This window comes from Pseudomonas sp. NPDC077649 (assembly GCF_044542855.1).
Taxonomy (GTDB): Bacteria; Pseudomonadota; Gammaproteobacteria; order Pseudomonadales; family Pseudomonadaceae; genus Aquipseudomonas.
Map to the genome: position 1 here is coordinate 257,920 of NZ_JBITVF010000007.1, position 20,477 is coordinate 278,396.

The window sequence follows — 20,477 nt, forward strand, 5'->3', positions numbered from 1 at the left end:
GCAATCCGGGCGTCGGGCTGAGCGAAGTTGGGCTTCGCCGCTGCGCGCCTCAACCCAACCTACGCCGCTGGCGAGTGGTGCGCGCGGCACACCCTACCTGTGGCGTGATTCAGAGGATGTTCGCGTAGTCGGCTTCGATGCGATCCAGGCTCAGGTGGTTGAGGAAGTTGGAGAAGCACATCCAGGCCGACAGCGCGTTCATGTCCTGGAACTGCGGCGGCAGGTACTTGGGCGGCCGCACCAGGCCCTCGTCCACCAGCTTGCGCAGGGTGCGCATGTCTTCCAGGGTGGTCTTGCCGCAGAACAGCAGCGGGATCTGCTCCAGCTTGCCCTTGCGCACCGCCAGCTGGATGTAGTTGTAGATCAGGATGAAACCCTTGAGGTAGGACAGGTCCTTGGTGAACGGCAGGCCGGTCGGCAAGGAGCCGCGGAACACCCGGCTGGCGTTGCTGTAGCCGCCTTCCAGGCCGTAGCCCTGCTCGCGAAAGAACTCGAACACCTCGAGAAAATCGGCGCCCTCCTCGGCCATGTGGATGGCGCGGGTGCGGTTGGTCAGCTTGCGCAGGCGCGTGGGGTAGGAGGCGAAGGCGATCACCTCCATCAGGATCGCCAGGCCCTCCTGGGTCACCGTCGACGAGGGCGGGCCCTTGGCCAGGAAGGTGCAGATCGGCTGGGCCAGTCCATTGAGCGTGGTGCCGACGTGCACCAGGCCTTCGTGCACCTCCAGCGCCTTGACGTCGCGCTCGTTGAAGCGCGCGTCGCTGCGGATCTTGATGTAGTCGGCGCCGGCCGCGGCATCGGCGAGGATGCCGTCGGACTCGAAGACGCGGATGGTGTCGTCGCCGAACACCCCGGCCAGGCGCTGCTGCAGGATGCTCACCGCATCGGTGGCGCCGAGCAGCTTGGGCTCGTCCTCGAGGTCGCCACGGGCGGCGATGTTGTTGAGGTAGTCCGAGAGCATCAGGCCGAGATCGGCCAGGGTCGGGTCGCCGGCATGGAAGGCATCGGAGGCGGCGCCGTAGAGCTCCTGGCTGATCAGGCCGAAGTCCTCGGTACCACGCGCCTCGAGCATGCGGATGACCATGCGGTACTCCTTGCACATGCGCCGCATGATCTGCCCGACCGGGTTGAACTGGCCGAGCTGGCGGGTGATGTCGCGCTCGATGTTCTGGAATTCCAGCTTCTTCGCCGCGGCGTCGAAGGCCAGCGGGCGGCCCAGGTAATAGTCACGATCCACCGCCGGCAGGGCCTTGCCCTTGGCCTTGAGGAAGGCATCGCGGACGCCATCGTCCCACTTCACCGCATCGAGCACGCGGATTGGCGTCTGCGCCTCGACGATGCGGTCGCTCAGGGCACGGATGCCCAGTTGGTAGTCGTCCAGTTTCTGCTGGCTGTTCATCGCAATTCCTAGTCGCCGGCCCGCTGGTAGCGCGCCACCTCGACGAACAGATCGGCGTTGGCCGGGTCGTCGAGGTAGGCGAACACCTGGTCAAGCGAGCTGGTGATCAGCGCGCCGTCGCCTTCGGGCATGCTTACCGTCTCGCCCTCCAGCAGGCCCTTGCTCATGTCCTGGAGGATGCGCTCGGTATCCAGGTTGTACACCACCAGCTCGTTGCTGCGGGTCAGCTCGAAACCGGCGATGGCGAAGTTGGCGCCCAGGCTCTTCGGCAAGCCGGCGGACAGGTACCAGCGGCGGCCGTGGTGGGCGACGGTGAAACCGAACTCCTCGAGGCTGTCGAGGTTGTCCGGGTTGCCCTCGTAGATGCGGGCCTTGTACAGATTGGAGCCGGCCCGACTGACCTCCAGATAGAGCTGCTCGCCCCACTCGTCCTGACGGGTCCACTCGCCCAGCAGCGGCATGGGCGCCGCCTCGTTGGCCGGAATCGGGTCCTTGAAGGTGACCAGGCAACCAGTCAACAGCAGGAAGGACAAGGCGACCACTGCGCGCCAGGCTTTCATTTCGCTCTCCTTGTGAAGACCGTTCGACCTCGTGGCCGACGGTTTACAACCCCAGAACCAGGTTCATATAGCGTTTAAGGATGGCCAGCATTCCCTCGCTGTCCAGATGCTCGACGCCGTCCAGCAGGCCCTGATACTCCATCCGCACGATGGTGGCCGTCAACAGCACGGCATCCTGCTCCGGCTGGCGCGAACCGAGCACCTCGAAGAAGTGGGTGACGCCCTGCTGGAGGATCTGCCGGTGGGCGCGCACCAGATCGCGCAGGCGCGGATTGAGCAGCGCCTCCTGCTGGAACGCCTGCTCGGCGATCAGGTGGTCGCGGCGTTCGCGCAACTGGCGCTGCACGTACTGCACCGCCAGCGCGGCGATCTCGTCGGCCAGCTGCCGGCGCGCCGCCTCACTGCCGTCCAGACGACCGACCAGATTCGCCAGCAGGCCCTGGGTACTGTCCCAGAAGGCCGCCATCTGCGCCGCGCTGCGCTCGACGAACTGGGCGAAGGTGTCGGTGATGAGGTCGTCGATGTCCTTGAAGTAGTAGGTGGTGGCCGACAGCGGCACCTGCGCCTCGGCCGCCACCGCGCGATGGCGCACGGCGCGCACGCCGTCGCGCACGATGATGCGCATGGCGGCGTCGAGAATTGCCTGGCGGCGCTGCTCGCTGCCCTGACGGCTGGCCTTGCGGCCCTGGTACTGGACGCTTTCGGCGACGGCATTGGCCGCCTGGGTGGCACTCGGGGGGGCAGGCGCACGGCTCACGGCAGGTCGATCCTCTACGTTCCGGTTATGACATAGCAGAGTAATGGGTTCGGTAGACAAGCAAAAGATTGCGCAGTTGCCGGCGCCAGGCAGGCGGCCCGGGCGCAACAAAAAGCCGCCCGAAGGCGGCTTGTGGCGAGAACCTCAGGCCTGCGGGCGCATGTGCGGGAAGAGGATCACGTCGCGGATCGACGGCGAGTTGGTCAGCAGCATCACCAGGCGGTCGATGCCGATGCCTTCGCCGGCGGTCGGCGGCATGCCGTACTCCAGGGCGCGGACGAAGTCGGCATCGTAGTGCATGGCCTCGTCGTCACCGGCGTCCTTGTCGGCCACCTGCTGCATAAAGCGCGCGGCCTGGTCTTCGGCGTCGTTGAGCTCGGAGTAGGCGTTGGCGATCTCGCGGCCGCCGATAAACAGCTCGAAGCGGTCGGTGACGCTCGGATCGTCGTCGCTGCGCCGGGCCAGCGGCGAAACCTCGAACGGATAGCGGGTGATGAAATGCGGCTGCTCCAGCTTGTGCTCGACCAGCTCCTCGAAAATCATCACCTGCAGCTTGCCCAGGCCTTCGAAGCCGAGCACCTTGGCGCCGGCCTGCTTGGCAATTTCACGGGCGCGATCAATGTCGTTGAGATCTGCCGCCGTAATTTCCGGGTTGTACTTAAGGATCGAGTCGAACACCGACAGGCGCACGAAGGGCTCGCCGAAGTGGAACACCTTGTCGCCGTAGGGCACGTCGGTGGTACCCAGCACGGCCAGGGCCAGCTCGCGGAACAGCTCCTCGGTCAGGTCCATGTTGTCTTCGTAGTCGGCGTAGGCCTGGTAGAACTCGAGCATGGTGAACTCGGGGTTGTGCCGGGTGGAGACGCCTTCGTTACGGAAGTTGCGGTTGATCTCGAAGACTTTCTCAAAGCCGCCGACCACCAGCCGCTTGAGGTACAGCTCCGGGGCGATGCGCAGGAACATCTGCATGTCCAGGGCATTGTGGTGGGTCTCGAAGGGCTTGGCCGCGGCGCCGCCGGGGATGGTCTGCAGCATCGGGGTTTCCACTTCGAGGAAACCGCGCTCGCTGAGGAAGCGGCGGATATGACCGATCACTTGGGAACGCACGCGGAAGGTGTCGCGCACCTCCTCGTTGACGATCAGGTCGACGTAGCGCTGGCGGTAGCGCTGCTCGGTGTCGGTCAGGCCGTGGTGCTTGTCCGGCAGCGGGCGCAGCGACTTGGTCAGCAGGCGCACGTTCTGCATGTCGACGTACAGGTCGCCCTTGCCGGAACGGGCCAGGGTGCCCTCGGCGGCGATGATGTCGCCCAGGTCGAAGTGCTTGACCGCGTCCAGCTGCTCGGCCGGCAGGGTCTTGCGGTTGACGTAGACCTGCAGGCGCCCGGAGGTGTCCTGGATGACCATGAAGGCGCCGCGGTTGAGCATGATGCGCCCGGCGACCTTGACCGGAATGGCGGCCGCTTCCAGCTCTTCCTTGGTCTTCTCTGCGTACTCTTTCTGCAGCTCGGCGCACAGGCTGTCGCGGCGGAAATCGTTGGGGAAGGCATTGCCCTGCTCACGGACGGCAGCCAGCTTTTCCTTGCGCTGGGCAATCAGCTTGTTTTCTTCGTGCTGCCGTTCTTCGTGGGAGAGGCTTTGCGGGTCGAGTTGTTGGTCGCTCATGGTCGTTATCTGCCTGACGCGTAAATGCAAAGGGGGGTTGGGAGGGTTACAGGCCCTGCTTGAGGCTGGCCTCGAGGTACTGGTCGAGGTCGCCATCGAGGACCTTCTGGCAGTCGCTACGCTCGACGCCGGTCCGCAGATCCTTGATGCGCGAGTCATCGAGCACGTAGGAACGGATCTGATGCCCCCAGCCGATGTCCGACTTGCTGTCTTCCAGGGCCTGCGAGGCGGCGTTGCGCTTCATCATCTCCAGCTCGTACAACTTGGCCCGCAGCATCTTCATCGCGGTGTCCTTGTTGGCGTGCTGGGAACGCTCGTTCTGGCAGGCCACCACGGTGTTGGTCGGCACGTGGGTGATACGCACCGCCGAATCGGTGGTGTTGACGTGCTGGCCACCGGCGCCGGAGGAGCGGTAGGTGTCGATGCGCAGGTCGGCCGGGTTGATCTCGATCTCCACCTTGTCGTCGATCTCGGGCGAGACGAACACCGCCGAGAACGAGGTGTGGCGACGGGCGCCGGAGTCGAACGGGCTCTTGCGCACCAGGCGGTGCACGCCGATCTCGGTGCGCAGCCAGCCGAAGGCGTACTCGCCCTTGATGTGCACGGTGGCGCCCTTGATGCCGGCGACTTCGCCTTCGGACAGTTCGATGATGGTGGCGTCGAAGCCGCGCTTGTCGGCCCAGCGCAGGTACATGCGCAGCAGGATATTGGCCCAGTCCTGCGCTTCGGTGCCGCCGGAGCCGGCCTGGATATCCAGGTAGCAGTTGTTGGGGTCCATCTCGCCGCTGAACATGCGGCGGAATTCCAGCTTCTCGAGGATGTCGCGCAGGCGTTCGACTTCGGCGACGATGTCGTTCACCGCGCCTTCGTCGTTCTCTTCGGCGGCCATTTCCAGCAGATCCTTGGAATCGGCCAGGCTGCCGGTGAGGTCGTCGATGGTCTCGACGATCTGCGCCAGCATGGCGCGCTCGCGGCCCAGGTTCTGCGCGTACTCGGGGTTGTTCCAGACGCTGGCGTCTTCCAGCTCGCGGTTTACTTCGACCAGACGATCATGCTTGTGATCGTAGTCAAAGATACCCCCGAATGCTCTGGGTCCGCTCGGACAGGTCCTTGATGGCGTTGAGGATCGGATTGATTTCCATGGTAGTCGGCGCTCGCGGCAAATCGGACGGAAAAGCCGGCGATTATACCCGAGCGCATGCGCCCTGGCAGCCCATCATCGGCAACCGATCACAGCGTTCTGGATCAACGGCGCACTATACTTGGGCAACAGCCGACAGCAGTGGCCGCCCCCCTGGAAATCCCCCGTCATGCCCGCATCGCACAGCCTGCGCAGCCGTATCGCCCTCCTTATCGCCCTCCTGGTCGGCGCCCTCAGCTGGCTGCTGGGCACCCTGATCGGCCAGTACAGCAGCGAACAACTGCGCAACGAGGTCGGCCGCGACCTGGCGGAGCTGTCCTACGTCATGGTCGACCGCCTGGATCGCGACATGGCCGCCCGCGCCGCCGTGCTGCGGGTGCTGGGCAACCTGCAGGCGCTGCGCCAGCCGGACGATATCGGCGAGGTACGGCGCCTGCTAGACAGCCTGCAGCAGGAAATACCCAGCATCGCCTGGATCGGCTTCACCGACCCACAGGGCAACGTGCAGGCCTCCAGCAATGGCGTGCTGGAGGGCGCCAGCATCGCCCAGCGCCCGGTGTACCTGGAGGGTCGCCAGGGCCTGTTCATCGGTGACGTGCACGAGGCGCTGCTGCTGGCCAAGTTGCTGCCCAACCCCAGCGGCGAGGCGATGAAGTTCGTCGACATCAGCCTGCCGGTGCTAGCCGGCGACGGCGGCCTGAGCGGCGTGCTGGCCTGCCACCTGTCCTGGGGCTGGGCCGACGAGGTGCGCCAGTCGATCCTCGGACCCATGCAGGATCGCCGCAGCGTCGAGTTCTTCGTCATCGGCCGGGACCGCGACATCCTCCTCGGCCCGCGCTCGATGATCGGCCAGCGCCTGCACCTGCCGACGCTGGACGAGCTGGCCCCGGGCAACAGCCAGTGGACGGTGCAGCAGTGGCCGGACGGCGTCGACTACCTCACCGGCCTGACCCTGAGCCAGGGTTATCACGACTACCCCGGCCTGGGCTGGACCGTGGTGGCGCGCCAGCCGCTGGAGCAGGCCTACGCCCCGGCGCGCCGCCTGTTGTTCAGTATCCTGCTGTGGGGCAGCGGCCTGGCCCTGCTGTTCGCCGTGCTCGGCTGGCTGCTCAGCGGCTATTTCATCCGTCCGCTGCGGCAGATCGCCGACGCCGCCGACCGCCTCAGCGCCGGCGAGATCACCGAGATCCCCGACCTGCGCGGCAGCCGCGAGATCGAGCAGCTGAGCCAGTCGATCCGCCACCTGGTGGAAAGCCTGACCCAGCAGCAGACCGCCCTCGGCGCCATGGAGACCCTGGCCCACCACGACGTCCTCACCGGCCTGCCCAACCGCATGGCGCTGGAGAAATTCCTGCCCCAGGCGCAGCAGCGCGCACGCCTGCAACAGGGCTGCCTGGCCCTGCTCTATCTCGACCTGGACGGTTTCAAGCCGATCAACGACAGCTTCGGCCACGCCGCCGGCGACCACCTGCTGCGCGAAATCGCCCAGCGCCTGCGCCATTGCCTGCGCGACGGCGACATGGTGGCGCGCCTGGGCGGCGACGAGTTCCTCATGGTGCTGCAGGTGCCCGGCCAGGAGGCGCTGCAGCATGCCAGCCTGGTCGCCGAGCGGGCCATCGCCGCGCTCGGCCAGCCGGTGCTGCTGGAAGTCGGGCGCGTCGCCATCGGCTGCAGCATCGGCGGCGCCATCTGGCCGCTGGATCACGCCGAGCTGGACGAGGCCTTGCAACTGGCCGACCAGGCGCTGTACCGGGCCAAGCAGGGCGGGCGCAATCGCGCCGAATTCCAGCGTCAGGCGGCTGCGCTCAGCCCGTAACCGCGACAACCCGAGGCGACGCGGCCAGCGCCGGCCGCCGCGCGTCCTCGGCGATCAGCGTTGCGGCCTTCTCGGCGATCATCAGCACCGGCGAGCAGGTGTTGCCGGAGACGATACTCGGCATGATCGAGGCATCGGCGATGCGCAGCCCGGCGATGCCGTGCACGCGCAGGCGGGCGTCGACCACCGCGTCGCGGCCCTGGCCCATGGCGCAGGTGCCCACCGGGTGGAAGATGGTGGTGCCGATCTCCCCCGCCGCCCGCCGCAGATCGTCCTCGCTGCGATAATCCGGCCCCGGTTTGTATTCCTGCGGACCGTAGGGCGCCAGCGCCGGGGCGGCGACGATGCGCCGGGTCAGGCGGATGGCGTCGGCCGCCACCTGCAGGTCGCGTTCGTCGCTCAGGTAGTTGGGCCGGATCGACGGCGCGACGCCGGCCTCCGCCGCGGCGATCTCGATGCGCCCGCGGCTGTGCGGACGCAGGTTGCACACCGAAGCGGTGAAGGCCGGGAAATCGTGCAACGGCTCGCCGAAACGCTCCAGCGACAGCGGCTGCACGTGATACTGCAGGTTGGCGCGGGCCTGGCCGGGGTCGGATTTGGCGAAGGCGCCGAGCTGGCTGGGCGCCATCGACAATGGCCCGCTGCGCTTGAGCAGGTACTCCAGGCCCATGCCCAGCTTGCCCCAGGAACTGGCGGCGATGCGGTTGAGGGTTTTCACGCCGTTGACCCGGTAGATCAGGCGCAGCTGCAGGTGATCCTGCAGGTTCGCGCCGACCCCAGGCAGCTCATGGCGCACGCCGATGCCCAAGCGTTCGAGCAGGGGCCTGGGGCCGATGCCCGAGCGCTGTAACAGCGCCGGGGTGCCGATCGCGCCGGCGCACAGGACGATCTCGCGACGCGCCGCCACGCCGAGCGTGCGCCCCCGCCAGCGCAGCTGCAGGGTGCGGGCCCGTCCCTCGGCCAGTTCCAGGCGCTCGACCTCGGCACCGGTCAGCACCTGCAGATTGGCGCGCTGGCGGATACCGCGCAGGAAGGCCTTTGACGCATTCCAGCGCACGCCGCGCCGCTGGTTGACCTGGAAGTAGCTGCAGCCCTCGTTGTCGCCGCCGTTGAAGTCCTCGACGCTGGCGATACCGCTCTGCGCCGCGGCTTCCCGGAAGGCCTCGAGGATCTCCCAAGACAGCCGCTGGCGCTCGACCCGCCACTCGCCGGCACCGCCGTGCAGCGCGCTGGCGCCGGCGAAGTGGTTTTCCGTGCGCTTGAACAGCGGCAGCACGTCGCGCCAGGCCCAACCGGGATTGCCCGCCGCGGCCCAGGCGTCGTAGTCGGCGGCCTGGCCGCGCATGTAGATCATGCCGTTGATCGACGAGCTGCCGCCGAGCACCCGCCCGCGCGGGTACTTCAGCGCGCGGCCGTGCAGGCCGGGCTCGGCCTCGGTGCTGTAGCACCAGTCGGTGCGCGGGTTGCCGATGCAGTAGAGGTAGCCGACCGGAATATGGATCCAGGGGTGGTTGTCGCGCCCGCCGGCCTCGATCAGCAGCACGCTGACGCCGGGGTCGGCGGACAGGCGGTTGGCCAGCAGGCAGCCGGCAGGACCGGCGCCGACGATCAGGTAGTCATAGGCATCCAGGGGCGCTGGCGACATGGGCATCCTCGCGTGTCGTTCTGGTCATCGGCCACCAGCCTAGAACAGGCCGGGGGCGAGGATGAATGATCTTTTGGTCTGATAGCCCCGCCCGGCGCCCCGACTCAGACCGCGCTCAGTTCGACCCGCACCTGGGCTTCCAGCTCGCGCTTGAGCGCCGGATCGAGCTTGAGCTGGCGGGACAATTCCTCGAGGTAGGCGCGTTCCATAAAGTGCTCCTCGTCCACCATCAGCACGCTGGCGATGTACATCTCCGCGGCCATCTCCGGGGTGCTGGCGGCGCGCGCCACCTCGGCCGGGTCGAGCGGCTTGTTCAGCTCGGTGTGCAGCCACTGCTGCAGCTCGGCGTCCTGTGCCAGCTTGCCCAGCTCCTCTTCGATCAATTGGCGCTCGCGCTGGTCGACATGGCCATCAGCCTTGGCGGCGGCCACCAGCGCCTTGAGGATGGCGCGGCTGTGCTGCTCGACCTGCGGCGCCGGCAGGCGATCCAGGGTCTGCGGCTCCACCGGCTGCGGGCCACCCTGAGCAGCCTGCTGCGCCTGCCAGTTACCGTAGGCCTTGTAGGCGATCACGCCGAGCGCGGCCAGGCCGCCATAGGTCAGCGCCTTGCCGCCCATCTTGCGCGCCTTCTTGTTACCCAGCAGCAGGCCTACCGCGCCGGCGGCCAGGGCGCCGCCACCGGCCCCGGAGAGCAGGCTGCCGAGGCCGCTGCCGGAGAGCAGCCCGCCCAGGCCGCCGGCGCTGCCCTGGGTCTGACCGGAGGAGGATTTCTGCATGGCCTGCTGGCCAGCCTTGAGCAGTTGGTCGAGCAGATTGCTGGTGTTCATCACGGGTTCTCCTGCAGGTGGGCGGCGTAGCATCCGACCCTGGCCGTGCAGGGAAATTCCGGATGTTCCAGGCGCCCGCACTGGGCGCTGGCGCCAGGAGTTTCTAGCAGAGTTCGACGCCGCCGGCCGGCGCCTTTGGTTACAGCGGATTTCGCCCTGCCCCTCAGCGCGGGGCGATATGTGCCACCAGCAGCTGCACGCTCTCGTTGCCGCGGAACTCGTTGAGGTCGAGCTTGTAGGCCAGCTCGGCCCAGCGCAGCGTCGGGTTGGGCCAGACCTCACGGTCGATGTTGAAGGCGATGCCGTCGAGCTGCACGCTGCCGCATTCGGTCTTGAGCACCAGCTTGAGGTGACGTTCGCCGACGATGCGTTGCTGGACGATCTGGAACACACCATGAAACAGCGGCTCGGGGAAATGCTGGCCCCAGGGCCCGGCATTGCGCAGGGCGCGGGCCAGCTCCAGGTGGAACTCGGTGGCGTCGAGCTGGCCGTCGGAGAGCAGGCGCCCGGTCAGGTCGTCCTCGCTGAGCTGGCGGCGCACCTCGGCGTCGAAGGCGGCGGCGAAGGCGCCGAAATTTTCCTGCGGCAGCGACAGCCCGGCGGCCATGGCATGCCCGCCGAACTTGCTGATCAGCCCCGGGTGGCGGGCGGCCACGGCGTCCAGCGCATCGCGGATATGCAGCCCCGGCACCGAGCGCGCCGAGCCCTTGAGCAGGCCGTCGCCGGCGTCGGCGAAGGCGATGGCCGGGCGGTGGTAACGCTCCTTCAGGCGCGAGGCGAGGATGCCGATCACGCCCTGGTGCCAGTCGGCCTCGAACAGGCACAGGCCGAACGGCATGTCCTGCAGCGGCAAGTCCTTGAGCTGGGCCAGGGCCTCGCGCTGCATGCCCTGCTCGATGGCCTTGCGGTCCTGGTTGAGCTGATCGAGCTGCACCGCCATGTCGCGCGCCAGCGCCTCGTCGTCGCAGAGCAGGCATTCGATGCCCAGGCTCATGTCGTCCAGCCTGCCGGCGGCGTTCAGCCGTGGGCCGAGGATGAAACCGAGGTCGGTGGAGCTGATGCGCGCCGCCTGCCGCCCGGCCACCTCGAGGATCGCCTTGAGCCCCGGTCGTGCCCGGCCGGCACGGATGCGCGCCAGGCCCTGGTGCACCAGGATGCGGTTGTTGGCGTCCAGCGGCACCACGTCGGCGACGCTGCCCAGGGCCACCAGGTCGAGCAGCTCGCCCAGATTCGGCTCGGCGCGGCTGGTGAACCAGTCCAGCTCGCGCAGGCGCGCACGCAGCGCCAGCAGCACGTAGAACATCACCCCGACGCCGGCCATGGCCTTGCTCGGGAAGTCGCAGCCCGGCTGGTTGGGATTGACGATGGCGTCGGCCGCCGGCAGCTCCGCCCCCGGCAGGTGGTGGTCGGTGACCAGCACCCTGAGCCCGGCGGCCTTGGCCGCGGCCACGCCGTCGACGCTGGAGATGCCGTTGTCCACCGTCAGCAGCAGGTCGGGCTGGCGCTGCAGCGCCACCGCGACGATTTCCGGGGTCAGGCCGTAGCCGTATTCGAAGCGGTTCGGCACCAGGTAATCGACATGCGCGGCGCCGAGCAGGCGCAGGCCGAGCACGCCGACCGAGCTGGCGGTGGCACCGTCGGCATCGAAGTCGCCGACGATGAGGATGCGCTGGCGCTGCTCCAGCGCCTCGACCAGCAACTGCACCGCCGCCTCGATGCCCTTGAGCTGCTGAAAGGGGATCAACCGCGCCAGGCCCTTGTCCAGCTCCTCGGCGGACTGCACGCCACGGGCGGCATAGAGGCGGGTCAGCAGCGGCGGCAGGTTGCCCAGGTCGGGCAGTTGCACGGGCAGCGGGCGAAGGTCGATGCGCATCAATCGGATTCCGGCATGGCGGCGCGCGCCATCGTGGGCGCAGGCAACGGGGTCAAGGCCAAGCGGCGGCGCTGGGCACGGCCCCTGCGTCCGGCCGCCCGGGCCGCGAGTCGGCAAGCATACAGCAAAGCAGCCCGGCCACGGCTTGCGAGCGGCCGCTGGCCTCTCTCAGAATGAGGGCGACCTTTCCATCCGCCGGCCCCAGGCCCAGGCAGGCCGCCAGAGGACACCGATGCAGCGCCCCTTCCCCGTTGCCGAGCTCGCCGCCCACCGCCCCGGGGACGCGGAGCCTGCGGCCATGACCCCGCGCATCGAGGTGGTCGGCATCGACTGCCTGATCCTGCGCCTGTTCGAGCGGATCGAGGAAAGCAACATGCCCTGGCTGCTGGCCGCCGGCGAACGGCTGCGCGCCGCCTTCGGCCCGGCGCTGGTGGACCTGGTGCCCTCCTACACCACCCTGCTGCTGCACTACGACCTGCAGCAGCTGGACGACCGCCAGGCCCGTGCGCGGATCGCCCAGGCTTTCGAAAACCTCTCTCCACAGGCCGATACCAACGGTCGCGAACTGCAGATTCCGGTGTGGTACCACCCCAGCGTCGGCCCCGAGCTGGCGCTGCTCGGCCAGCGCAGCGGGCTGGGCATCGGCGGCGTGATCGAGCGCCACAGTGCACACAGCTACCAGGTATTCGCCCTGGGTTTCGCCCCCGGCTTCGCCTTTATGGGGCTGGTCGACGAATGCCTGGCCAGCCCGCGCCTGAGCACCCCGCGCCAACGCGTGGCGGCCGGCAGCCTGGGCATCGCCGACCGTCAGACCGCGATCTACCCGCAGGTCTCACCCGGCGGCTGGAACCTGATCGGACGCAGCCCGAGCCAACTGTTCGACCGCCGGCTGGACGGCTACAGCCTGCTGCGTCCGGGCGACCGGGTGCGTTTCGTGGCGATCGAGCGCGACGAGTTCGTGCGCCTGGGCGGCGACGACAGCCCCTTCGAGGAGACGCCATGAGCCTGTTGATCGAACGCAGCGGCGCCCTCGCCAGCCTGCAGGACGGCGGCCGCTTCGGCGTGCGCCACCTCGGCGTGACCCAGGGCGGCAGCGCCGACTGGTGCTCGCACCACTGGGCCAACTGGCTGCTGGGCAACCCGCTGGCGGCGCCGGTGGTGGAGATCGTCCTGGGTAATTTCGAGCTGCTCGCCGAGCGCGACAGCTGCCTGGCGCTGACCGGCGCCGACCTCGGCGCCAGCCTCGACGGCCAGGCGCTGGCGCCCGGGCGCAGCTTCCGCATCGGCCAGGGCCAGCGCCTGCGCTTTGCCCAGCCGCGCCAGGGCGTGCGCGCCTACCTGGCGGCGCCTGGCGGCTTTCGCGCCGAAGCGGTGCTGGGCAGTTGCGCCACGGTGCGCCGCGAAGCGCTCGGCGGCCTGCACGGCGACGGCCGCCCGCTGACGGCCGGCGACTGCCTGCAGTGGCAGGGCCCGGCGCCGGCGCCACGCGCCCTGGCCGCCGCGCAGATCGCCCGGTTCGACGGCGATGCCCTGCTGCCGGTGATCCTCGGCGCGCAGATCGGCGACTTCAGCGGGCAGAGCCTGTTCGATGCGTTCAACCTCGAATGGCGGGTCGACCAGCGCGCCGACCGCATGGGCATCCGCCTGCGCGGCCCAGTGCTGCAGTGCGCGCGCCGGTCGATGGTGTCCGAGGGCGTGCCACTGGGGGCGATCCAGGTGCCCAGCGACGGCCAGCCCATCGTCCTGCTCAACGACCGCCAGACCATCGGCGGCTACCCGCGCCTGGGCGCCCTCACCCCGCTGGCGGTGGCGCGTCTGGCGCAATGCCTGCCTGGCAGTCGGGTGCGCCTGCGGCCCATCGCCCTCGACGAGGCGCAGCGTCAGCAGCGTCGCATACTGGCGCAGTGGTGCGCCTGAGCCACCGCTCCCGCAAGCCGCCTCAGCCGCGCTCGCCGGCCAGCCACTCCAGGGGAATCTCATGCTGGCCGCGCTCGTCGGTGACGAACAGCTCGCCGTCGCTGATCATCAGGCTCCAGGACAGCGAGCGCGGCAGGTCCAGCGCCAGGTCGGCCAAGGCCTCCTGGCCGAGGGCGACCACGTTGATGTTCTTCAGGCTGCGCACCGGGTCCAGTTCCTTGCTCTGCCACACGCGCAGGTTGCCGTAGGCCACCAGGCTGAACTTCTCGGTACGCCGCGAGCACCAGGTGATGCGCTCGCTGTCCGGCTGGCCGACCTCGATCCAGTGCAGCACGCGGCCGTCCAGGCTCTTCTCCCACAGCGCCGGCTCGTCGACGTCCGACAGACCGCGGCCGAAGGCCAACTGCTCGTGATAGAACAGCGCATAAGCGATCAGCCGCGCGGCCAGGCGCTCCTCGGTCTCCGAAGGGTGCCGGGCGACAGTGAAACGCAGGCTCTCGTAGACGCTGCGGTCCATGTCGGTGAGGTTCAGGTCGATCTTGTAGGTGGTCGATGGCAGGGCCATGGCGGGCTTCTTGGCTGGTCGTAAAGGCGGCAAGTCTACCCTGATCCTTCGACCCGTGCCCTAGCGATGCGCCCGTGGCCAGGCCACCGCCAATGCAATAGGCTTGCAGGCATTGCAGCCACAGGAGCCACCATGAGCGCGCCCAGCAAACCCCTCGCCGGCCTGAAAGTGATCGAACTCGGCAGTCTGATCGCCGGCCCCTTCGCCGCGCGCATCTGCGCCGAGTTCGGCGCCGAGGTGATCAAGGTGGAATCGCCCGACGGTGGCGACCCGCTGCGCAAGTGGCGCAAGCTCTACGAAGGCACCTCGCTGTGGTGGTTCGTGCAGGCGCGCAACAAGCGCTCGATCACCCTTAACCTCAAGCACCCGCAGGGCCTGGAGGTACTGAAACAGCTGCTGGCGGACGCCGATATCCTGATCGAGAACTTCCGCCCCGGCGTGCTGGAGAAGCTCGGCCTGGGCTGGGACGTGCTGCACGCGCTGAACCCCAAGCTGGTGATGGTGCGCCTGTCCGGCTTCGGCCAGAGCGGGCCGCTGAAGGATCAGCCGGGCTTTGGCGCGGTCGGCGAGTCCATGGGCGGGCTGCGCTATATCACCGGTTTCGAGGATCGCCCGCCGGTGCGTACCGGCATCAGCATCGGCGACTCCATCGCCGCGCTGTGGGGCGTGATCGGCGCGCTGATGGCGCTGCGCCAACGCGAGGTCAACGGAGGCAGCGGCCAGGTGGTGGACGTGGCGCTGTACGAGGCGGTGTTCGCCATGATGGAGTCGATGGTGCCGGAGTTCGACGTGTTCGGCTTCGTGCGCGAGCGCAGCGGCAATATCATGCCCGGCATCACCCCCTCCTCCATCCACACCTGCGCCGACGGCCGGCATATCCAGATCGGCGCCAACGGCGATGCGATCTTCCAGCGCTTTATGCGCGCCATCGGCCGCGCCGATCTGGCCGAGGCCCCGGACTTGGCCGACAACGCCGGGCGCGATGCGCGGCGCGACGAGCTGTACGGGGTGATCGACCGCTGGGCGGCGAGCCTGCCGCTGAGCGAGGTGGAAGCGCTGCTCAAGCGCGCCGAGGTGCCGGCCAGCCGCATTTACTCGGCGGCGGACATGCTCGACGACCCGCAGTTTCTCGCCCGCGAGATGTTCCTTTCGGCCAAGCTCCCCGACGGCAAGGCGTTCAAGATGCCCGGCATAGTGCCCAAGCTGTCCGACACCCCCGGCTCGGTGGAATGGACCGGCCCGACACTGGGCGAACACAACGCCGAGGTGCTCGCCAGCCTGGGCTACGACGCCGCGCAGATCGCCGCACTGCGCGATTCGGGCGCGATCTGAGGCCGTGGACGAGCTGCCGGAGGAGGTACGCCGCCTGCTGCGCCTGGAGCAGCGCGAGGCGGCCATCGAGCTGCTGCGCCTGCGTCAGCGCCTGAGCGAGGAAGAGGCGACCCGGCGCGTTGATCTGTATCTGGAAGAGAATCCGCCGATTCGCCCGCGCGGGCCGGCCATCCTCCTCGCCAGCAGGCTCAACGCCCTGATCTGGCTGGCGCTGATCGGCCTGAGCGCACTGCTGGCACTGATCTTCGGCGGCTGACTCGGCCATCGACCCCGGGGATCGCTGCGCTCGGGGCGAGGCGCCAGCCAGCGAAACGAAACCGGCGCCACGAGGGCGCCGGTTTGCGTTGCCAGGGATAACGCTTACAGCGGCTTGCCGCGGTTGCCGTGAGCGGCGACGAACTGCTGCACGGTCTTCAGGTCGTTGGCCAGCACGGTGCAGCGCTCCTCGCGCTGGAACAGGTCGGCCAGGTGCGGCGGCAGCGCCGGCACCGCGTCGATGCCGGCCTTTTCCACCGCTTCGGGAAACTTGACCGGGTGCGCGGTGCCCAGCACCACCATGGGCGTGGCCAGGCTGCGCCGGCATTCGCGGGCGGCGCGCACGCCGATGGCGGTGTGCGGGTCGAGCAGCTCGCCGCACTCGGCATAGACCTCGGCGATGGTCTCGCAGGTCTGCGCGTCGTCCACCGCCAGCGAGTCGAACAGCTTGCGCGCCTCGGTCCAGCGATCGTCCTCGACACTGAAGCCGCCGCCCTGCTTGAAGGTTTCCATCAGCCCGGCGATGGCGGCGCCGTTGCGGCCATGCAGGTCGAACAGCAGGCGCTCGAAGTTGGACGACACCATGATGTCCATCGACGGCGACAGGGTCGGGTGCAGGGTCTCTTTCACATACCGATTGCCACTCATGAAGCGGTGCAGGATGTCGTTACGGTTGGTGGCGACGATCAGCTGGCTGACCGGCAGGCCCATGTTGCGAGCCAAATACCCCGCAAAAATGTCGCCGAAGTTGCCGGTCGGCACCGAGAAGGCGATGGAGCGAGCCGGCGCGCCGAGCTGCAGCGCAGCGTGGAAGTAGTAGACGATCTGGGCCATGATCCGCGCCCAGTTGATCGAGTTGACCGCCACCAGGCGGGTACCCTTGAGGAAGCCCTGGTCGGCGAAGCTGGCCTTGACCATCTCCTGGCAGTCGTCGAAGTTGCCCTCGATGGCGATGTTGTGGATGTTCTCACCGAGGATGGTGGTCATCTGCCGGCGCTGCACTTCGGACACGCGGTTGTGCGGGTGCATGATGAAGATGTCGACGTTGTCGCAGGCCTTGCAGCCTTCGATGGCCGCCGAGCCGGTATCGCCGCTGGTGGCGCCCATGATCACCACGCGCTCACCGCGCTTGGCCAGCACATGGTCGAGCAGGCGGCCGAGCAGCTGCAGGGCGAAGTCCTTGAACGCCAGGGTCGGGCCGTGGAACAGCTCCAGCACCCACTCGTTGCCGTTGAGCTGGCGCAGCGGCGCCACGGCGTTGTGGGCGAACATGCCGTAGGTTTCCTCGAGAATCTTCTTGAAGTCGGCGTCAGCGATGCTGCCGGCAACGAACGGGCGCATCACCCGGAACGCCAGCTCGTGATAGGGCAGGCCGGCCCAGGAGGCGATTTCCTCGACGGTGAAACGTGGCAGATTTTCCGGCACGTAGAGGCCGCCGTCGCTGGCCAGGCCGGCCAGCAGCACGTCTTCGAAATTCAGGGCCGGCGCCTGGCCGCGGGTACTGATATAGCGCATGGGATAAACCTTCGTTCTGCTGCACCCGCAGGCCAAGACCTGCGGGCGGACACGGGATTAGTTGAGCTGCTCGACGCGGATACGGACGATGGGCGAGGCCACGCCGTCCAGCGCTTCCATGGCGGCGATGGCATCGAGGATACTCGCCTCCTCCACGCGATGGGTGACCAGGATCATCGGCACCAGGCCGTCCTGCTCCTCGGCTTCCTTCTGCATGATCGACTCGATGTTGATGCCGCGCTCGGAGAGGATGCTCGCCACCTGGGCCAGCACGCCCGGATGGTCCTTGGCCTGGATGCGCAGGTAGTAGGCGCTCTCGCACTGCTCGATGGGCAGGATCGGGTGATCGGACAGCGAATCCGGCTGGAAGGCCAGGTGCGGCACGCGGTTGGTCGGGTCGGTGGTCAGCGCACGCACCACGTCGACCAGGTCGGCCACCACCGCCGAGGCGGTCGGCTCCATGCCGGCGCCGGCGCCGTAATACAGGGTGCTGCCCACGGCATCGCCATTGACCATCACCGCGTTCATCACGCCGTTGACGTTGGCGATCAGGCGATCGGCCGGGATCAGCGTCGGGTGCACGCGCAGCTCGAAACCGGCCTCGGTACGGCGGGCCACGCCCAGGTGCTTGATGCGATAGCCCAGCGCCTCGGCGTAGTTGACGTCGGCGGTGGTCAGGCGGGTGATGCCTTCGGTGTAGGCCTTGTCGAACTGCAGCGGGATGCCGAAGGCGATGGAGGCGAGAATGGTCAGCTTGTGCGCGGCGTCGATGCCCTCGACGTCGAAGGTCGGGTCGGCCTCGGCATAGCCCAGCGCCTGGGCTTCCTTGAGCACGTCGTCGAAGGCGCGGCCCTTCTCGCGCATTTCGGTCAGGATGAAGTTGCCGGTGCCGTTGATGATCCCGGCCAGCCAGTTGATGCGGTTGGCGGCGAGGCCCTCACGGATCGCCTTGATCACCGGGATGCCGCCGGCCACGGCGGCCTCGAACGCGACGATCACGCCCTTCTCGCGCGCCTTGGCGAAGATCTCGTTGCCGTGCACGGCGATCAGCGCCTTGTTGGCGGTGACCACGTGCTTGCCGTTGTCGATGGCCTTGAGCACCAGATCGCGGGCCAGGGTGTAGCCACCGATCAGCTCGATGACGATATCGATCTCGGGATTGCTCGCGACGGCGAACACGTCATCGGTGGTGGCGATGCCGGTAATGTCGTACTGCGGCTTGGGCGAGCGAATGGCGATCTGGGCAATCTCGATGCCGCGACCGGCGCGCCGAGTAATCTCCTCGGCGTTGCGCTTGAGTACATTCAAGGTACCGCCACCGACGGTACCCAACCCACAGATGCCCACTTTGACCGGCTTCACACTCAATTCCCCATCAGCACTGCACGAAACGGCCGGAGCATGCCCCGGCCGCGGATAAAGAGCCGCACCTTACGAAGCGGCTGTTTGTTAGTCAATCCACGGCTCAGTTGGACTCCAGGGCGATCTTGGCCAGCTGCGGCGCCGGCTGATAACCCGGGATCATCTTGCCGTTGGCCAGGACGATGGCCGGCGTGCCGTTGACCCCGATCATCTGGCCCAGCTCGTACTGCTTGGCCACCGGGTTGTCGCACTGCGCCTCGGCCACGCTCTGGCGGGCCTTGGCGCGGTTCATCGCTTCCTGCTGGTCCTTGGCGCACCAGACGTTGACCAGCTCCTGGGCCGCCGGGCTGCTCAGGCCCTGGCGCGGGAAGGCGACGTAGCGCACCTCGACGCCCAGGCGGTTGAGCTCGGGCACTTCGCTGTGCAGCTTCTGGCAGTAGCCGCAATCGGTGTCGGTGAACACGGTGATATGGGTCTTCGGCGCCTTGGGCGCGAACACCACCATTTCCTTGGCCGGAATGGCGTTGATCTGCTTGGCCACCGCGCGGCTTTCCTCGATCTCGGTGAGGTTGACCGCCTTGCCGTCCTTGACCTGGAACAGGTAGCCCTGCATGAGGAACTGGCCGTCGGCGCTGGTGTAGAGCTGGCGCCCGCCCTTGAGCTGAACCTGATAGATGCCCGGCATCGGGCTCTCGGCGATGGCCTCGATCGGCAGGCTGGCATCCAGCGAGGTCAGGCTCTGGCGGATGGCCTGATCGGGATCGGCGGCCAGGCTGAAACTGCTGCCCAGCACCAGCGCCAGGGCAACGGAAATACGGGTCAGGGACATGAACACTCCTGTCGAACGAGGGACGGGCGAAGATCGGCACAGCCTACCACAGATGGCCGGCCAGGCAGCTCGCCGGCGACCGGACGGCAGGCCTAGCCGCGCGGATGGTGCAGCGCGTGCAACTCCTGCAGGCGCGCCCTGGCGATATGGGTGTAGATCTGCGTGGTGGACAGGTCGCTATGGCCCAGCAGCATCTGCACCACGCGCAGGTCGGCGCCATGGTTGAGCAGGTGGGTGGCGAAGGCATGGCGCAGGGTGTGCGGCGACAGCGGCTTGGCGATACCGGCCACCCGGGCCTGATGCTTGATCCGGTGCCAGAAGGTCTGGCGGGTCATCTGCTCGCCACGCAGGCTGGGGAACAGCACGTCGCTGGGCTTGCCGCCGAGCAGCAGCGGACGCGCCTCGCGGCTGTAGCGCTCGATCCAGGCGATGGCCTCCTCGCCCAGTGGCACCAGGCGTTCCTTGCTGCCCTTGCCGAACACCCGTAGCACGCCCTGGCGCAAATTGACCTGCTCCAGGCTCAACGACACCAGCTCGGTCACCCGCAGGCCACAGGCATACAGCACCTCGAGCATGGCGCGGTCGCGCAGGCCGATGGGGTCGTCCAGATCCGGCGCCTGCAGCAGCGCCTCGACGTCCGCCTCGGACAGCGACTTGGGCAGCGGCCGGCCGATCTGCGGCAACTCGACCTGCAGGCTGGGGTCTTCGCCGATCAGCCCCTCGCGCAACAGAAAGCGGTAGAAGCCGCGCAGCCCGGAGAGAAAACGCGCGGTGGAGCGCGCCTGATAGCCCTGCTCCAGGCGCCAGGCCAGGTGATCGAGCAGCGCCTCGCGGCCGATCTGCGCAAGCGCCAGGCCGCGCGCGTCGAGCCAGGCGTTGAAGTGTTCCAGGTCGCTGCGGTAGGCGGCGCGGGTATGGGCGGACAGCCCCTTCTCGAACCACTGGGCCTCGAGGAAACGCTCGATCAAGGGATGGGACAGGGTGGCCATGAGGACTCTTCGCAGGCAGAGGGCGCCTAGTGT

At 68.0% G+C, this 20,477-nt stretch carries 18 protein-coding genes; 5 read left to right on the forward strand and 13 right to left on the reverse strand.

The genetic code is table 11. The features are described from left to right. Positions 1-109 precede the first annotated feature (109 nt). From ACIGFL_RS20360 to prfB, 5 genes are all read right to left on the reverse strand, one after another. A complete protein-coding gene (locus ACIGFL_RS20360; protein ID WP_021446416.1) occupies positions 110-1,399 on the reverse strand; it encodes a flavohemoglobin expression-modulating QEGLA motif protein in 1,290 nt (429 codons plus the stop codon). Positions 1,400-1,407: 8 nt separating this feature from the next. After that, positions 1,408-1,959, reverse strand: coding sequence for a hypothetical protein (locus tag ACIGFL_RS20365; protein WP_397498365.1), 552 nt, complete (start codon positions 1,957-1,959; stop codon positions 1,408-1,410). Between the two features lie 43 nt (positions 1,960-2,002). After that, a complete protein-coding gene (locus ACIGFL_RS20370; RefSeq protein WP_021446414.1) occupies positions 2,003-2,716 on the reverse strand; it encodes a TetR/AcrR family transcriptional regulator in 714 nt (237 codons plus the stop codon). 144 nt (positions 2,717-2,860) lie between these two features. Then, complete coding sequence (gene lysS / locus ACIGFL_RS20375; protein WP_397498366.1) at positions 2,861-4,378, reverse strand: lysine--tRNA ligase; 1,518 nt, start codon at positions 4,376-4,378, stop codon at positions 2,861-2,863. 46 nt (positions 4,379-4,424) lie between these two features. After that, positions 4,425-5,520 (reverse strand): peptide chain release factor 2 gene (prfB, locus tag ACIGFL_RS20380; protein WP_156350974.1). Its coding sequence is split into 2 segments (ribosomal slippage): positions 4,425-5,447 and positions 5,449-5,520, totalling 1,095 coding nucleotides; the frame shifts between segments, so codons are not numbered across the junction. Positions 5,521-5,688: 168 nt separating this feature from the next. Between prfB and ACIGFL_RS20385 the strand changes: the two genes are divergently transcribed. Then, the gene (locus ACIGFL_RS20385) at positions 5,689-7,335 is read left to right on the forward strand and encodes a diguanylate cyclase domain-containing protein (protein WP_397498367.1); all 1,647 of its coding nucleotides are present in this window, start codon (positions 5,689-5,691) and stop codon (positions 7,333-7,335) included. Here the strand turns inward: ACIGFL_RS20385 and ACIGFL_RS20390 are convergent. The 3 genes from ACIGFL_RS20390 to recJ all read right to left on the reverse strand — a co-directional run bounded on the left by ACIGFL_RS20390 (position 7,325) and on the right by recJ (position 11,680). After that, complete coding sequence (locus tag ACIGFL_RS20390) at positions 7,325-8,980, reverse strand: GMC family oxidoreductase (RefSeq protein WP_397498368.1); 1,656 nt, start codon at positions 8,978-8,980, stop codon at positions 7,325-7,327. The genes ACIGFL_RS20385 and ACIGFL_RS20390 overlap by 11 nt on opposite strands. 104 nt (positions 8,981-9,084) lie before the next feature. Continuing rightward, positions 9,085-9,807, reverse strand: coding sequence for a tellurite resistance TerB family protein (locus tag ACIGFL_RS20395; RefSeq protein ID WP_397498369.1), 723 nt, complete (start codon positions 9,805-9,807; stop codon positions 9,085-9,087). A 163-nt stretch (positions 9,808-9,970) separates the two neighbouring features. After that, entirely contained in the window at positions 9,971-11,680 is a 1,710-nt protein-coding gene (gene recJ / locus ACIGFL_RS20400; RefSeq protein WP_397498370.1) for a single-stranded-DNA-specific exonuclease RecJ, read from the reverse strand. Positions 11,681-11,978: 298 nt separating this feature from the next. Between recJ and pxpB the strand changes: the two genes are divergently transcribed. Both pxpB and ACIGFL_RS20410 read left to right on the forward strand, forming a co-directional pair. Further along, positions 11,979-12,683: a 5-oxoprolinase subunit PxpB gene (pxpB, locus tag ACIGFL_RS20405; protein WP_397498371.1), complete on the forward strand. Its 705-nt coding sequence runs from the start codon at positions 11,979-11,981 to the stop codon at positions 12,681-12,683. Further along, the gene (locus tag ACIGFL_RS20410; RefSeq protein WP_397498372.1) at positions 12,680-13,597 is read left to right on the forward strand and encodes a biotin-dependent carboxyltransferase family protein; all 918 of its coding nucleotides are present in this window, start codon (positions 12,680-12,682) and stop codon (positions 13,595-13,597) included. The genes pxpB and ACIGFL_RS20410 overlap by 4 nt, the downstream gene beginning before the upstream one ends. Before the next feature lie 22 nt (positions 13,598-13,619). On the opposite strand, the gene ACIGFL_RS20415 is transcribed toward ACIGFL_RS20410, so the two are convergent. After that, on the reverse strand, positions 13,620-14,162 hold the full coding sequence (locus ACIGFL_RS20415) for a YaeQ family protein (protein WP_021446137.1): 543 nt from the start codon (positions 14,160-14,162) through the stop codon (positions 13,620-13,622). Between the two features lie 132 nt (positions 14,163-14,294). Between ACIGFL_RS20415 and ACIGFL_RS20420 the strand changes: the two genes are divergently transcribed. Both ACIGFL_RS20420 and ACIGFL_RS20425 read left to right on the forward strand, forming a co-directional pair. Next, positions 14,295-15,494, forward strand: coding sequence for a CaiB/BaiF CoA transferase family protein (locus tag ACIGFL_RS20420; RefSeq protein ID WP_397498373.1), 1,200 nt, complete (start codon positions 14,295-14,297; stop codon positions 15,492-15,494). Positions 15,495-15,498: 4 nt separating this feature from the next. Further along, positions 15,499-15,750, forward strand: coding sequence for a hypothetical protein (locus tag ACIGFL_RS20425; RefSeq protein ID WP_021446139.1), 252 nt, complete (start codon positions 15,499-15,501; stop codon positions 15,748-15,750). A 104-nt stretch (positions 15,751-15,854) separates the two neighbouring features. Here ACIGFL_RS20425 and thrC read toward each other — a convergent pair whose 3' ends face one another. The 4 genes from thrC to xerD form a co-directional block, all read right to left on the reverse strand. Further along, positions 15,855-17,264: a threonine synthase gene (thrC, locus tag ACIGFL_RS20430; RefSeq protein ID WP_397498374.1), complete on the reverse strand. Its 1,410-nt coding sequence runs from the start codon at positions 17,262-17,264 to the stop codon at positions 15,855-15,857. A 57-nt stretch (positions 17,265-17,321) separates the two neighbouring features. Next, entirely contained in the window at positions 17,322-18,626 is a 1,305-nt protein-coding gene (locus ACIGFL_RS20435) for a homoserine dehydrogenase (protein ID WP_397498375.1), read from the reverse strand. Positions 18,627-18,729: 103 nt separating this feature from the next. Further along, a complete protein-coding gene (locus tag ACIGFL_RS20440) occupies positions 18,730-19,455 on the reverse strand; it encodes a thioredoxin fold domain-containing protein (protein WP_397498376.1) in 726 nt (241 codons plus the stop codon). A gap of 92 nt (positions 19,456-19,547) precedes the next feature. Continuing rightward, the gene (gene xerD / locus ACIGFL_RS20445) at positions 19,548-20,444 is read right to left on the reverse strand and encodes a site-specific tyrosine recombinase XerD (RefSeq protein WP_021446143.1); all 897 of its coding nucleotides are present in this window, start codon (positions 20,442-20,444) and stop codon (positions 19,548-19,550) included. Positions 20,445-20,477: the final 33 nt, after the last annotated feature.

What these genes read in the sequence shown, in the direction of transcription:
- ACIGFL_RS20440 (WP_397498376.1), bottom strand. Translation starts at nt 19,455, where the DNA reads ATGTCCCTGACCCGTATTTCCGTTGCCCTGGCGCTGGTGCTGGGCAGC.
- ACIGFL_RS20360 (WP_021446416.1), bottom strand. Translation starts at nt 1,399, where the DNA reads ATGAACAGCCAGCAGAAACTGGACGACTACCAACTGGGCATCCGTGCC.
- ACIGFL_RS20395 (WP_397498369.1), bottom strand. Translation starts at nt 9,807, where the DNA reads ATGAACACCAGCAATCTGCTCGACCAACTGCTCAAGGCTGGCCAGCAG.
- xerD (WP_021446143.1), bottom strand. Translation starts at nt 20,444, where the DNA reads ATGGCCACCCTGTCCCATCCCTTGATCGAGCGTTTCCTCGAGGCCCAG.
- ACIGFL_RS20420 (WP_397498373.1), top strand. Translation starts at nt 14,295, where the DNA reads ATGAGCGCGCCCAGCAAACCCCTCGCCGGCCTGAAAGTGATCGAACTC.
- pxpB (WP_397498371.1), top strand. Translation starts at nt 11,979, where the DNA reads ATGACCCCGCGCATCGAGGTGGTCGGCATCGACTGCCTGATCCTGCGC.
- lysS (WP_397498366.1), bottom strand. Translation starts at nt 4,378, where the DNA reads ATGAGCGACCAACAACTCGACCCGCAAAGCCTCTCCCACGAAGAACGG.
- thrC (WP_397498374.1), bottom strand. Translation starts at nt 17,264, where the DNA reads ATGCGCTATATCAGTACCCGCGGCCAGGCGCCGGCCCTGAATTTCGAA.
- ACIGFL_RS20365 (WP_397498365.1), bottom strand. Translation starts at nt 1,959, where the DNA reads ATGAAAGCCTGGCGCGCAGTGGTCGCCTTGTCCTTCCTGCTGTTGACT.
- ACIGFL_RS20415 (WP_021446137.1), bottom strand. Translation starts at nt 14,162, where the DNA reads ATGGCCCTGCCATCGACCACCTACAAGATCGACCTGAACCTCACCGAC.
- recJ (WP_397498370.1), bottom strand. Translation starts at nt 11,680, where the DNA reads ATGCGCATCGACCTTCGCCCGCTGCCCGTGCAACTGCCCGACCTGGGC.
- ACIGFL_RS20390 (WP_397498368.1), bottom strand. Translation starts at nt 8,980, where the DNA reads ATGTCGCCAGCGCCCCTGGATGCCTATGACTACCTGATCGTCGGCGCC.
- ACIGFL_RS20385 (WP_397498367.1), top strand. Translation starts at nt 5,689, where the DNA reads ATGCCCGCATCGCACAGCCTGCGCAGCCGTATCGCCCTCCTTATCGCC.
- ACIGFL_RS20410 (WP_397498372.1), top strand. Translation starts at nt 12,680, where the DNA reads ATGAGCCTGTTGATCGAACGCAGCGGCGCCCTCGCCAGCCTGCAGGAC.